Raw genomic sequence first — 13,916 nt, 5'->3', positions numbered from 1 at the left:
GCACCGCGCGGTCACGGCGCACACGCCGCACGCACACCGCTGCGGCGGCGGAGACGAGCGCCCCACGGGCCCGGCGCCGAGCGCCGGGCCGCGGCGGCGCACGGCCGATTTGCACAACCTCATAGGGATTCGCACGAAGGGGGCGGCGACACCATGAACTACAAACTCACCACCAAGAGCCAGGAAGCGCTCTCCACGGCCATCCGCCGTGCCACGGCCGACGGTGCGCCGCAGGTCGAGCCGGTGCACCTGCTCGCCGCCCTCCTGGAGCAGGGCGAGGGGGTCATCCGGCCGCTGCTCAAGGAGGTCGGCGCCGACCCCGACCAGCTCGCCGGGCGCACCGACCAGGCGCTGGAGGCGATCCCCAAGGCCAGCGGCAGCACGGTCAGCGCACCGCAGAGCTCGCGCCGGCTCATCGTCTCGCTGAACACCGCGGCGCAGCGGGCGCAGAAGATGGAGGACGAGTACGTCTCCACCGAGCACCTGCTGGTGGGACTGGCCGCCGACGGCGGGGAGGCCTCCCGGCTGCTCACCGAGGCCGGGGCCACGCCGGACGCGCTGCTGGAGGCCTTCGACCGGGTGCGCGGGCCGGGGCGGGTCACCAGCCAGAACCCCGAGGAGACCTACCAGGCGCTGGAGAAGTACGGGGTCGACCTGACCGGGCAGGCCCGCTCGGGCGCGCTGGACCCGGTGATCGGCCGGGACACCGAGATCCGCCGGGTGGTGCAGGTGCTGTCCCGGCGCACCAAGAACAACCCGGTGCTGATCGGCGAGCCCGGCGTGGGCAAGACCGCCGTGGTCGAGGGGCTGGCCCAGCGCATCGTCGCCGGGGACGTCCCCGAGTCGCTCCGCGACAAGCGGCTGATCTCCCTCGACCTGTCGGCGATGGTGGCGGGCGCCAAGTACCGCGGGGAGTTCGAGGAGCGCCTCAAGGCCGTGCTCAACGAGATCAAGGAGAGCGACGGCCAGATCATCACGTTCATCGACGAGCTGCACACCATGGTGGGCGCGGGCGCCGCCGAGGGCGCCATGGACGCGGGCAACATGCTCAAACCCATGCTCGCCCGGGGCGAGCTGCGCATGGTCGGCGCGACCACGCTGGACGAGTACCGGGAGCGGATCGAGAAGGACCCGGCGCTGGAGCGCCGCTTCCAGCAGGTGCTGGTGGGCGAGCCGTCGGCGGCGGACACCATCGCCATCCTGCGCGGGCTCAAGGGGCGCTACGAGGCCCACCACAAGGTGCAGATCGCCGACTCGGCGCTGGTGGCGGCGGCGACGCTGTCGGACCGCTACATCACCGCCCGGTTCCTTCCCGACAAGGCCATCGACCTGATCGACGAGGCGGCCTCCCGGCTGCGCATGGAGATCGACTCGCGTCCGGTGGAGATCGACGAGCTGCAGCGCACCGTGGACCGCCTCAAGATGGAGGAGATGGCGCTGGCCAAGGAGTCGGACCCGGCCTCGCTGCAGCGGCTGGAGCGGCTGCGCGCGGACCTGGCCGACCGGCAGGAGGAGCTGAACGGCCTCAACGCCCGCTGGGAGCAGGAGAAGGCGGGGCTGAACCGGGTCGGCGACCTGAAGACGCACCTGGACAACCTGCGCACCAAGGCCGAGCGGGCGCAGCGCGAGGGCGACTTCGCCGAGGCGTCGCGGCTGATGTACGGCGAGATCCCGCAGGCGGAGAAGCAGCTGGAGGAGGCCACCTCGGCCGAGGAGTCCGCCGAGGGGCGGGCCGAGGCGGAGGACGGGCACGCCGACACGATGGTCAAGGACGAGGTCGGCGCGGACGACGTGGCCGACGTGGTCTCCTCCTGGACCGGCATCCCGGTGGGGCGGCTGCTGGAGGGCGAGACCTCCAAGCTGCTGCGCATGGAGGAGGAGCTGGGACGGCGGCTGATCGGGCAGCGGAACGCCGTGGCGGCGGTGTCCGACGCGGTGCGCCGGGCGCGGGCGGGCATCTCCGACCCGGACCGGCCCACCGGCTCGTTCCTGTTCCTCGGGCCGACGGGCGTGGGCAAGACCGAGCTGGCCAAGGCGCTGGCGGAGTTCCTCTTCGACGACGAGCGCGCGATCGTGCGCATCGACATGAGCGAGTACTCGGAGAAGCACTCGGTGTCGCGGCTGGTGGGGGCTCCCCCCGGCTACGTCGGGTACGAGGAGGGCGGCCAGCTCACCGAGGCGGTGCGGCGGCGCCCGTACACGGTGGTGCTGCTGGACGAGGTGGAGAAGGCGCACCTGGAGGTCTTCGACACGCTGCTGCAGGTCCTGGACGACGGCCGGCTGACGGACGGCCAGGGGCGGCTGGTGGACTTCCGCAACACGCTGCTGATCCTGACGTCGAACCTGGGGTCGCAGTTCCTGGTGGACCCGCAGCTGGAGAACGGGGCGAAGAAGGACCGGGTGATGCAGGTCGTGCAGAACACCTTCAAGCCCGAGTTCCTGAACCGGCTGGACGACGTGATCATGTTCGACGCGCTGTCCACCGAGGAGCTGACCCGGATCGTGGACCTGCAGGTGGAGCGGCTCGGGCGGCGCCTGGCCGACCGGCGCCTGAGCCTGGAGGTCACCCCGGCGGCCCGCGAGTGGCTGGCGCTGACCGGCTACGACCCGGCCTACGGGGCGCGGCCGCTGCGCAGGCTGGTGCAGGCCGCGATCGGCGACCCGCTGGCGCGCGAACTGCTGTCCGGGGAGCTGCGCGAGGGCGACACGGTCAAGGTCGACCTGGACGACGCCGCCGACCGGCTGACGGTGGTGAAGGCCCCCGAGCCCGCGGCGGCCTGACCGGTCGGAGACATGGGCCCCCGGCGGCAACGCCGCCGGGGGCCCATCGTCGTCGCTCCCGGGGAGGACGGCGGGGCGGCCCGGCACCATCGGCCCCACGCGAACCCGATCACGCGCCGGACCGCGGCGGCCGCGCACACGCCCGGAGGCCGACGGCGCTCCAGGGGGCCGCCGCCCCTCCCCGCCCCTACCTCGGGAGGCCCGGGACGGGTGGGCCCGACGGGATCCTTGCCGCCGCGCGGGACGCCAGGTCCATGGCCGCCCTCCTCGGGGCCGGTTCGCCGTCCAAGTCCTCCTTGCCGTACCGCACCACCTCGCGGTGCCAGTGCAGGATCCCCGACAGCCAGTCCTTCATCAGGTCCGCGTACCGCCGCAGCGCGTTCTGGGCCCGCTCGTCCAGATCCATGTCCTCGAACAGCTCCGGCAGGGCCTGCCGGTCGATGCGGTCGAACTGGTCCAGCCGCACCCGCAGCAGGTCCCCCACCACGTCGCGGGCGGTGATCCGGTCGGTGCCGAGGAAGTTCTCCACCACCAGCACCATGTTGTGGACCTCGCCCTCGCGCTCGACCTCCTTCTGGTACGAGAACAGGTCGTTCAGGATGCACGCCACGTCCTGGGCCGACGTCTCCAGCTCCCGGACCGTCCGCGTGGCGAACACCTCCGCCGGCACGTCCCCGGCCCCCTCCATCCGGGCCAGGGCCATCGTCATGTCCGACCCGAACGTGCGCCGCCGCATCTCCAGGTAGTCCACCGGGTCCGGCACCCGGTTGGCCGCCTGGTTGTCCAGCTCCCACACCCAGCTCGCCGTCATCTCCCGCACCGCCGTGCGGAACGCCTCGCGCGCCGCCATCGGCAGCGGCGCCGCCGTCCGGCGCCACAGCTCCTCCAGCCCCCGCTCCATCGGGTCCAGCGGCTGCGGGACCAGCCCCAGGTCCAGCGGCATGAAGGCGCCCAGCCGCTCGTGCGAGAGCCGTCCCGCCGCCACGTCCCGGCGGCCGCCGTAGACCAGCGGGTAGTAGTCGTCGCCGTAGGTCCCCCAGCACAGCCAGTCCGTGGACACCTCCAGCTTCTCCAGCGAGGAGTCGGCGTGGATGGCGGCGGCGCACAGGGCCAGGTCGTACCCGGTGAACTTCTCCTCGCTCCACACCACCGACCCCACGCCGGGAACCTCGTCGAGCATGCCCATGGAGCGCACCCACTCCAGCGAGTGCTCGCGCGCGGCGTCCAGGTGCGGGCTCATCCGGACCGGGTAGTGGATCGGGATGTCCGGGAGCGGCAGGTGCCCCGTCTCCCGGAACAGCTCCTGGGAGTGCTTGCGCGCGCGGCGGCGCAGTCCCGGGGCGAAGTTCAGGTTCATCGCGGGCACCCGCGCCGACGACGCCCCCAGGCCGGTCGGCCCCGACGCCGCCGCGGGCGGGCGCGGGGCCCGCTCCGGCGCGTACCTGCCGGTGGCCGCGTGCCACTCGTGCCCGCCGGCCTGCCAGTCCTGGAGCGCCTTGGCCAGCGCCGCCGCAGCGGCCGCCTCCCCCGGAAGACCGCCCGACGCCGCCAGCCCCTCGGCCAGCTCGCCCACGGCCGTGTCCTCGAACTGCACCATCCGGGAGGTGAGCAGGTCGTTGACCAGCTCGGCGGCCTCCTGGTCCGGGCATCCGAGGAAGGCGCCGTACACCTGCACGGCGTTGTCCCGGCGCCCGTCGGCGGCGTCGGCGCGGGCCGAGAACAGGTCGTTGCGCAGGTGCACCGCGTCGGCGAAGGCCTCGCGCAGGACGCGCACCGCGCGGCCGTGCGCCGCGTCGCCGACCGAGGCCCTGGCGGCGAACTCGGCGAGGTCGGCGCAGAACAGGCCCCCGCCCCCGGCGCGCCGGTCCTGCAGGTGCTCGATGGGGTTGGGGGCGCGCTCGCGCCCGCGCTGGTCGAGCTCGCGCAGCGGGTCGGCGATGACGCCGCGCAGGTCGGCGGTGAAACGGCCGTGCAGGCTCTCGGGCAGGGCGGGCGCGGTGCGCTCCCACAGGTCGGCGAGGGCGACGGCGGACGGGGGCGGGGGCGCCGCCTCGTCCTCGGCGGACCCGTCGGTACCGGCGCCCTCGTCGGCCTCGGCGGCGGGCTCCGGGGAGTCCGGGGCTCTGCCTTCCAGGACCCCCTCCAGGAGCGCGATACGGGCGCGCACGTCAGGGCGGTCCTTCGCGCTGCGGAAGCGCGCGCGGGACTCGTCGCGGTGGAAGAACGCCCAGGTGTACCAGTCGGTCATCAGCGCGAGGGTGCGCGGGTCGCAGTCGGGGTGGGCGTAGGCGGCCAGCAGCGGGATGTCCATCGCGGCCAGGGCGGCCTCGTCCCAGACACCGTCGCCGTCCGGGCCCGGCGGGCCGGAGCCGAGGAGCCCGGTGCGGCGGACCCACGCCGCGTTGTGCTCGCGCGCGGTCTCCAGGCCCGGGTTGATGCGGGCCGGGTACGGGAGGTAGAAGGCGGGCAGCTCGAAGGCGTCCATCACAGGGGGCCTCTCTCGTCGACCGTGAGCCGGGGCGCGCCACTTCGCAGGAAGACTAGATCCGGGGCGGACCGGACGTCCCGCACTCAGCGCGAATCGAGCGCAGACCGCCCGGGTTCATGGAGCCTTGCCCGCTTTGCCCACCGGGTTCCGGACGCCCGATGCCCACCGCCCCGTCCCCCGTTTCACCAGTGACCGGACCCGAAACGACCGGCGGTCGGCCATCGGCCTCCGAGCGGTGACCGACGCGGCCCGGCTCGCAGACGGCGAGGACCGGGGCACCCGGCCAGAGCCGCGGCCCCGAACGCCGGTGGTTCATCGCCACATCCCTGTGGATTCCGCGGGGCTCCCCCCGCCCGAGACCTGAAGAGCGCCGCTCAATCGGGTCGTTCCATCGTCTCCGCCATGACCTGCTCAAGCGGGATCCCCGGCTCCGATCCGTCCATGCGCTCGCGGACGATCCGGACGGTCTCTTGCTCTGCGAACTCCTGGTAACGCCCGAGCAGTCCGATGGGAACGACGGCCGCGACCTCCTTGCCATGGCGCGTGATCACGGTCGGTTCGCCATCCCGATCCGCCCGGTCGACGGCGTCCGCCAGGTGGTCCCGGACCCGGCGGAGGGACTCCACTCGCATCTCGCTCATGTCCCGATGGTGCACCCGCCCCTAGGGTGCCGAGGACGAAGCCCTCTTGAAAATGACAATCGTTTGCGAAAGGATCGGCCGAGGCGTCCGGGCCACCTCCCTCTGACCGGGCGCCTCCCCCTCCCCCAGGGGTGACCGCAAGGGTGCGGGGCCGCGGGCGGGTACCGGGTCCGCGGCCCCTGCATTCCCCGCGCATTACGCCCGGCGCGGAACGGCTCCGGGAAGGATGGCCGCCCGGGGCGGGGCGCACTATGTTCGGAAGCCAGTGACGCCCGCGACAACGCTGGGGAGGCAGCCGTGTCCGAACCCGCTCCGCAGTCCGATCCCGGCCCCGGGAGCGGTCCCGGCCGCCCGTACGGCCCCGGCTTCGCCCCCTCGCCCGTTCCCGTCCCCGACGACGAGCCGCTGATGCGCGACCTGATCGGCGCCATGCTGCGCCGCGTCCGCCAGGAGCAGGGCCGCACCCTGCGCGAGGTGGCCGAGGCCGCCCAGGTGTCGCTCCCCTACCTCTCCGAGGTCGAGCGCGGGCGCAAGGAGCCCTCCTCCGAGGTCCTCGCCGCCATCCGGCAGGCGCTCGGCCTGCGCCTGGTCGACCTGGTCGGCGGCATGCACATGGAGCTGGCGGCCCCGGCCGTCGTCCCCGTGCAGGGCGTGCCCGGCTCCCTGGGCCGCGGCCCCGCGGGCGGGCACCGGGCCGTCATGCTCGCCGCCTGAGGGGCGAGGGGCGGCCCGGCACCGCGCCGTCCGCTCACGCCGCCCGCACCTCCAGGTCCCTCGCCGACACCAGGCCGTCGACGATCCCGTACTCCAGCGCCTCCTGGGCCGTGAGGATCTTGTCCCGGTCGGTGTCCTCCCGCAGCCGTTCGGTCGTCTGCCCCGTGTGCCGGGACAGGATCTCCTCCACCTGCGCCCGGATCCGCAGCACCTCCGCCGCCTGGATCTCCAGGTCGGCGGCGGTGCCCTGCCCCTCGCCCGAGGGCTGGTGCAGCAGGACGCGCGAGTGCGGCAGCGCCGCGCGCTTGCCCGGGGCGCCCGCCGCCAGCAGCACCGCGGCCGCGGAGGCGGCCTGCCCCATGCACACGGTCGCCACATCGGCGCGGACGAAGCTCATCGTGTCGTAGATGGCGGTCAGCGCCGTGTTCGAGCCGCCCGGCGAGTTGATGTAGAGCTGGATGTCCCGGTCCGGGTTCTCGTAGTCCAGGTGCAGCAGCTGGGCCATCACCACGTTCGCCACCCCGTCGTCGAGCGGCGTGCCGATGAAGACGATCCGCTCCGACAGCAGCCTGCTGAACACGTCGTAGGCGCGCTCGCCCTCCGGGCGGCGCTCGACCACCGTCGGAATCGTGTAGCTCTGCGCCATCTCACTCCCCCTTCGCCGTCGTGGCGGTGTGCGCCGCCACGCCCGCGGGCACGGCGAAACCGAACCGGCGGGCCGTCTCGCCGCCGATCTCCGCGACGCTGGTCACCACCTCGTCCACGAACCCGTACTCCTTGGCCTCCTGCGCGGTGAACCACCGGTCGCGGCGCTGGTCCTCGGCCAGGGTCTCCTCCGACCGCCCCGAGTGCTCGGACAGGATGCGCAGCATCGTCTTCTTGGTGTGCGCCAGGTTCTCGGCCTGGATGGCGATGTCGGCGGCGGTCCCGCCGATCCCCCCGGAGGGCTGGTGCATCATGATCCGCGCGTTCGGCAGGCTGTAGCGCTTGCCCGCCGTCCCCGTGCACAGCAGCGCCTGGGCCATGCTGTAGGCCGACCCCATGACCAGGGTCGCCACGTCGTTGGGGATGAACCGCATGGTGTCGTAGACCGCCAGACCCGCGCTGATGGACCCGCCGGGACTGTTGATCAGCAGCGTGATGTCCCGCTTGGGGTCCTCCGAGGCGAGCAGCATGAGCTGCGAGCACACCCGGTTGGCCACCGCGTCGTCGATCTCCGAGCCCAGCACCACCATCCGGCCGTGCAGCAGCCCGGTGAGCACCTGGTCGCCGAACCCCCCGCCGGGGGCGGCCTCGGACGCCTCGCTCGTGAGCATCGTCCTCCTCCTCGTCTCCGTCCGTCCGGCGGGCCTCCGCGCCGCCGGTTCCTTCACCCTGCGGTGCGCCCGGCCGCCCGGGCCACGGTTTCTGCCCTGGGGAGATCTGCTGCGGGCAGAGCCGGGACGGGGACACGGGCGGGGACGCGGGCGGGGACGCGGGAGCACCGTGGGAGACGGCCGCGGGAGGGGCCGCGTACGGCACAGGGCGTACACCGGATGTCGCCCCCGGGACGACGCCCGCAGGAGGGATGTCCGGAAGGCTCGGTCCCATGTCGATCGGTGTCTGGTTCGGGATCTGGCTCGGTGTGCTCTCCTGCGCCTGTTACACGGCCGCCGCGGTGGCCCAGCGCAGGCTGGCCCTCGCCGTGCCGGAGCCCCTCACCGCCGGGCGGTCGCTGGCCGCACTGGCCCGCCGCCCCCTGTGGTGGGGGGCCGCCGTGCTGAACGCGGGCCGCGCCGTCCTCCAGGTGGGTGCGCTCGCCTTCGCCCCGCTCACCGCGGTGCAGCCGCTGGGCGTGCTGGTGCTGGTGTTCGGCCTGCCCTGGTCGGCCCGGCTGTCCGGACGCCGGGTCACCGCGCGGGAGTGGCGCGGTGCGCTGCTCACCGTGCTGGCGCTGGGGGTGCTCCTGACGGTGGCCGTGACCGGCGGCGGGGGACGGCCGATGGACGCCGGCACCGGCGCGCTGGTGGTCGGCGGGACGGCGGCGCTGCTGGGCGCGCTGGCCTGGACGGCCGGACGGGTCTCCTCCCCCGTCTGGCGGAGCCACCTTCTCGCGGCCGCCGCCGGGACCGCATTCGGGGTCGCCTCGGCCACCGCCAAGACCGTGATCGCGGTCGCCGCCGACGGCGGGGCCGCCGTCGGCCTGGCGCACCCGGCCGCGGGCGGCACCGCGCTGGTCGCCATCGCCGGGCTGCTGCTGGCGCAGGCCGCCTACCAGGGCGCCGAGCTGGGCGCCCCGCTCGGGGTGACCACGGTGGCCAACCCGGTGGCCGCCTCGGTGGTGGGCGTGGCGTTCATGGGCGAGACCTACTCCGGCGGCTGGCCGGGCACCGGGGTGGCGGTGCTGTGCGCGCTCCTGGCGGGCTACGGCATCACGCTGCTGGCGGACCCCTTCCGAACTGGCCGAACCCGGTCATCTGCCCCCTCACCGGAACTCATCGGACCCCGCTGCCGATAAGATCGCCGGGCACCGCCCCCGGGGGCCGCCCGGGTGCGGGCAGACGCCGAAGGGAGCGGCCGGGCACGACATGGGTTTCTTCGATGCGGTGCTCGCCTTCCCCACGGTGCTCTTCAGCGTCCCGCTGCCGGTGGTCTTCGCCTACTGGCTGACCGCGCTGCTGGGCGTGCTCGACATCGGCCTCCTCGACGGCGACGCCGACGGCGAGGGCTCCCCCGGCGGCCTGGCCGGCGTGCTCACCGCCGTCGGGCTCGGCGGGATGCCCGCCACCGTGTCGCTGTCGCTACTGGTCGCCTTCGCCTGGTTCACCGCGCTGGTCGGAAACGTCGTGATCGATTCCCTGGGCCTGTCCACGCCGGTCGTCGTCATCGCCTCCCTCCTCGTCCTGCTCATCGCCGTGATGGTCGCCTGGGGCGCGGTGAGCGGCGTCGCGGTGGGCGTCCGCCGCCTGCTGCCCGGCACCGCCCGCGTGCGCACCGGCCGCGACCTGGTGGGGCGCACCTGCACGGTGCGCACCGGCCGGGTCGACGACGGGTTCGGCCAGGGCGAGGTGGTCTTCGACGACGGCTCCAGCATGACGGTGCAGGTGCGCACCATCGGCGGGGAGCTCCTCTCCTCCGGGGACACCGCGCTCATCTTCGACCACGACACCGACGGCGGCTTCTACCGCATCTCGCGCTTCGACCCCGCCCTGGACCCCGGCGACACCTGACGCGCCCCGCACCGTCCGGGGTGGGCCCCTGTGACCTGGCCGGATCCGGCCCGGCGCGGAACCGCCCGGACCGGGCCCCCGTCAGAGGGGCCGAGGACGTCCCGCGGCACCCCGCTCGCACGGCCGGGGGACGGCCCGCCCGAACGATCGGCGCGCCCCCGCGCCACCGCCCGAACGACCACGTGCACGACCACCCGCCCGACCACCCGACCCCTCGGACGGGCCCGCCGGGACCACCCGGCCCCGCGGCCCGCACGCAGGCGCCCGCGGAGGCGCGCCGGTTCCGCCCCCGCCGCCCCGGCGCCGCACCTGCCCGATCCGGACCACGTAGAAAGTTCGCCCCGTATGGAAGCAATCGGCGTCGCCGGCGGTGTCCTCATCGCCGCCCTCCTGCTCATCGCCATCCTGGTGCCCGTCGTCCTGCTCAAGATGTTCCAGAAGGTCCGCCAGGGCGAGGCGCTGATCGTCAACAAGTTCCGCCACGACGACGTGTCGCTCACCGGCGCCGTGGTCCTCCCGGTCATCCACAAGGCCGAGGTCATGGACATCTCGCAGAAGTCCATCGCCTTGGAGCGCAACGGGCGCAACGGCCTGGTCTGCAAGGACAACATCCGGGCCGACATCAGCATCAAGTTCTTCATCCGCGTGAACCCGGAGAAGTCCGACATCCTGCGGATCGCCAAGAGCATCGGCGTGGAGAGCGCGAGCAGCCAGGAGAACCTGCAGGACCTCTTCGACGCCAAGTTCGAGGAGGCCCTCAAGACGGTCGGCAAGCACTTCGACTTCGAGGAGCTCTACACCCACCGCGAGGAGTTCCGCGACCGCATCGTCGAGGTCATCGGCAACGACCTGTACGGGTACGTGCTCGAGGACGCGGCCATCGCGCACCTGGAGCAGACGCCCCTGATGGCCCACGACCGGGACAACATCCTGGACGCCGAGGGCATCACCAAGATCACCGAGCGCACCGCCATCCAGCACCGCCTCACCAACGAGCTGGAGAACGAGCGCGACAAGGAGATCAAGCGCAACGACACCGAGACCGCCGAGACCCTGGCCGAGCTGGAGCGCCAGGAGGCCGAGGCCCGGGCCCGCGCCGAGCGCGAGATCGCCACCATCCGGGCCCGCGAGGAGGCCGAGACCCAGCGCGTCCAGGCCGAGGAGCGGCTCAAGTCCCGCACCGCCGAGATCCGCACCGAGGAGCAGCTCGGCGTGCAGCGGGAGAACCAGCAGCGGGAGATCGCGGTCGCCGAGAAGAACCGCGAGCGCGTCATCGCGGTGGAGAGCGAGCGCATCGAGAAGGACCGGATGCTGGAGGTCATCGGCCGCGAGCGGGAGACCGAGCTGTCCACCATCGCCAAGGACAAGGAGGTCGAGGCCGAGCGCCGCGAGGTCGCCGACGTCGTCCGGGAGCGGGTCGCGGTGGAGAAGACCGTGGCCGAGCAGGAGGAGGCCATCAAGAAGCTGCGCGCGGTCGAGGAGGCCGAGCGCGAGCGCCAGGCCATCGTCATCAAGGCCGAGGCCGAGGCCCAGGAGAACCTGGTCAAGGACATCAAGGCCGCCGAGGCCGCCGAGGAGGCCGCCAAGCACCGGGCCGCCGAGGAGCTCACCCTGGCCGAGGCCCGGCAGCAGGCCGCCGACCTGGACGCCCGCTCCCAGATCCGGCTCGCCGAGGGCAAGCAGGCCGAGGCCGCGGCCGAGGGCCTGGCCGCCGTGCAGGTCCGCGAGCAGGACGCCGCCGCCCTGGAGAAGGTCGGCCGCGCAGAGAACGCCGTGGCCCAGGAGAAGGCCGCGATCGAGGCCGAGGCCATCGCCGCCAACCTCAAGGCCGAGGCCGAGGGCCTCAACGACAAGGCCGGCGCCATGGCCGCGCTGGACCAGGCCACCCGCGAGCACGAGGAGTACCGCCTGCGGCTGGAGGCCGAGAAGGAGGTCCGCCTGGCCGGGATCGACGTGCACCGCCAGGTCGCCGAGGCCCAGGCCACGGTGCTGGCGACCGGCCTGGAGAAGGCCGACATCAACATCGTCGGCGGCGACGGCATGTTCTTCGACCGGATGGTCAACGCCGTCGGCATGGGCAAGGCCGTGGACGGGTTCGTCGGCGGCTCCGGCGTCGCCCAGAGCCTGGCCGGGGACTGGCTCAACGGCGAGCGGGACTTCGCCGCGGACCTGACCGGCGTGCTCTCCCGGGTCGGCACCGAGGACGTGAAGAACCTGTCGGTGTCGGCGCTGCTGATGAAGCTCATCGACGGCGGGGCGCCCGACTCCGACAAGCTGCGCTCGCTGCTGGACACCGCCCGCGAGATGGGCGTGGCCGAGCAGAGCGTGGCCGCGCTGGACAACGGCGCCGCACCGGTGAAGCGGTGAGCCGGTGACGGAGGAACGCGACGACGCCGGCGCGCCCGAGGAGGGCGCGCCGGCCCCTGACGGACTCGACCGGGGCACCTACGAGGTCCTCCGGGCCCGCCTGTCCGAGCAGGCCCAGGAGCTGGCGCGGCGCGCCGAGGAGCTGAACGGGCGCCGCTTGGAGGTGTTCGGCTCCGGCGAGCTGCGGCTGCTGGGGACCGAGCGGATCCGCACCGAGAACAACTGCGTGCCGCGGGACATCGTGTCGGTCGGCGGGCTCATGCTCTTCGGCTACAACGTGTTCATCGGGCTCAAGCCCGAGACCGCCGTCGGCGACGTGTTCAGCCTGCACGCCTTCGAGCGCGACGCGGAGGGGGAGGGGCTGTCCTTCACCGAGGCCGGCCCCGGCGGGGTGCCCGGCCTGCTGGACGCCCCCGCCTTCGAGCGCGACTTCGGCGAGCTGTACCGGTACTACCGGGAGACCCGCCTGATGCAGCTGCGCCACGTGGAGGGGCGGCTGCTGGCGGTCTTCCAGACCGGCCCGCGCACCGACGACGTGCGGGTGCTGCGCTGGGACACCACCCCGCAGGGGGACGTGTCCTACCGGGACGCGCGCGGCGAGCGCGACCACGTCTTCCCGCCCTCGCACGACTTCGAGTGGACCGAGACCACCCGCGACGACCACGTGCAGGGGCGCCACCCGCACATCTCCATCCGCGGGAAGCTGTTCGTGGAGACCGTCGGCGGCGACCTGACCATCAAGGTGGAGAACAACACCGAGGTGGGCGAGGGCGTCTACAGCGAGCCGGTGGAGGAGCCGCTGCAGAGCCTGGCCGACGCCGACGTGCGCTACGCCGAGGTGGGGCCGCTGGTCCTGCTGCGCATCCTGCCCTACAACGAGTCCGAGCACCGCTACCTGGTGTTCAACACCCGCACCAAGGAGGTGCTGCGCCTGGACGGCATCGGGCAGGCCTGCCGCCGCCTCCCCGAGGACCAGGGCATCATCTTCCCCGGCGGCTACTACCTGGCCACCGGGACGCACAAGACCTTCGACACCGAGGTGGAGGAGCTGGAGTTCGAGCGGGCCATCCGCTCGCCCAACGGCGAGGACGTGCTGTACGCGTTCCACGCCCGCCGGGAGGGGCGCACCCTGCTGCTGCCCTACAACGTCATCCGCAAGGAGGTCGCCAGCCCGATCTCCTGCCACGGCTACTCGCTCTTCGACGACGGCACCATGGTGGTGTTCCGCAACGGGTCGGACGAGCCCACGCGGGTGCACCCGCTGCAGGTGTGGCGCACCCCGTTCGTGTCCGACCTGCACGCGGCGGCCCAGCCGGCCGGGACCGGCCCGCTGGAGCGGATCGGCAACCCCGACCTGGTGCGCGGCATCTCCGACTGCCTGTCGGTGGTGCGCATGGTCGAGGAGATGTCCCCCTCGGCCGCGGTGTTCGAGGCGCTCATCGCCGCCTGCCGCCGCCTGGGCGACCACTACCACTGGATCGGCGAGGAGGAGCTGGGCGCCCCCGGCGAGGCCGCCGCCCGGGTGCGCGCCACCGCCGAGCAGGTGCTGGAGGAGTTCGAGAACGTCCAGGCGCTCACCGAGCAGGCCGCCGCGGCGCTGCAGGAGGCCGAGACCGAGCTGCTCGGCCTGGTCCGCCGCTCTCGCGGGGAGACCGGGGACACCGCCGACGCGTGGGTGCGGCGCCTGGCCGAGCTCCGCCGCGCCCAGGGGCGGGG

The 13,916-nt window shown here is 73.5% G+C and carries 10 protein-coding genes; 6 read left to right on the top strand and 4 right to left on the bottom strand.

The window, feature by feature from the left end:
- Positions 1-153: 153 nt before the first annotated feature.
- The gene (gene clpB / locus D476_RS0121920; protein ID WP_017626064.1) at positions 154-2,781 is read left to right on the top strand and encodes an ATP-dependent chaperone ClpB; all 2,628 of its coding nucleotides are present in this window, start codon (positions 154-156) and stop codon (positions 2,779-2,781) included.
- Positions 2,782-2,968: 187 nt separating this feature from the next.
- Here clpB and D476_RS0121915 read toward each other — a convergent pair whose 3' ends face one another.
- Together D476_RS0121915 and D476_RS0121910 are read right to left on the bottom strand one after the other, a co-directional pair.
- Positions 2,969-5,266 (bottom strand): terpene synthase family protein, encoded by a 2,298-nt coding sequence (locus D476_RS0121915; RefSeq protein ID WP_017626063.1) that lies wholly within the window; start codon positions 5,264-5,266, stop codon positions 2,969-2,971.
- Between the two features lie 377 nt (positions 5,267-5,643).
- On the bottom strand, positions 5,644-5,910 hold the full coding sequence (locus D476_RS0121910) for a type II toxin-antitoxin system Phd/YefM family antitoxin (RefSeq protein ID WP_026123745.1): 267 nt from the start codon (positions 5,908-5,910) through the stop codon (positions 5,644-5,646).
- A gap of 408 nt (positions 5,911-6,318) precedes the next feature.
- Between D476_RS0121910 and D476_RS34125 the strand changes: the two genes are divergently transcribed.
- Positions 6,319-6,624 (top strand): helix-turn-helix domain-containing protein, encoded by a 306-nt coding sequence (locus D476_RS34125; protein WP_040726821.1) that lies wholly within the window; start codon positions 6,319-6,321, stop codon positions 6,622-6,624.
- Between the two features lie 34 nt (positions 6,625-6,658).
- On the opposite strand, the gene D476_RS34120 is transcribed toward D476_RS34125, so the two are convergent.
- Together D476_RS34120 and D476_RS0121895 are read right to left on the bottom strand one after the other, a co-directional pair.
- Entirely contained in the window at positions 6,659-7,270 is a 612-nt protein-coding gene (locus D476_RS34120; RefSeq protein WP_017626060.1) for a ClpP family protease, read from the bottom strand.
- Between the two features lies 1 nt (position 7,271).
- A complete protein-coding gene (locus tag D476_RS0121895) occupies positions 7,272-7,940 on the bottom strand; it encodes a ClpP family protease (RefSeq protein ID WP_017626059.1) in 669 nt (222 codons plus the stop codon).
- A 272-nt stretch (positions 7,941-8,212) separates the two neighbouring features.
- Here D476_RS0121895 and D476_RS0121890 point away from each other — a divergent pair, with 272 nt between their 5' ends.
- The 4 genes from D476_RS0121890 to D476_RS0121875 form a co-directional block, all read left to right on the top strand.
- Complete coding sequence (locus D476_RS0121890) at positions 8,213-9,121, top strand: DMT family transporter (protein ID WP_017626058.1); 909 nt, start codon at positions 8,213-8,215, stop codon at positions 9,119-9,121.
- A 70-nt stretch (positions 9,122-9,191) separates the two neighbouring features.
- Complete coding sequence (locus D476_RS0121885; RefSeq protein WP_017626057.1) at positions 9,192-9,833, top strand: hypothetical protein; 642 nt, start codon at positions 9,192-9,194, stop codon at positions 9,831-9,833.
- Between the two features lie 345 nt (positions 9,834-10,178).
- On the top strand, positions 10,179-12,200 hold the full coding sequence (locus D476_RS0121880; RefSeq protein ID WP_017626056.1) for an SPFH domain-containing protein: 2,022 nt from the start codon (positions 10,179-10,181) through the stop codon (positions 12,198-12,200).
- A 4-nt stretch (positions 12,201-12,204) separates the two neighbouring features.
- The coding region (locus tag D476_RS0121875) for a DNA repair ATPase (RefSeq protein ID WP_017626055.1) at positions 12,205-13,916 on the top strand (1,712 nt) is incomplete at its 3' end.

The organism is Nocardiopsis chromatogenes YIM 90109, from assembly GCF_000341185.1.
GTDB lineage: Bacteria > Actinomycetota > Actinomycetes > Streptosporangiales > Streptosporangiaceae > Nocardiopsis_A > Nocardiopsis_A chromatogenes.
This window is presented reverse-complemented; position numbering and strand designations above follow the sequence as displayed.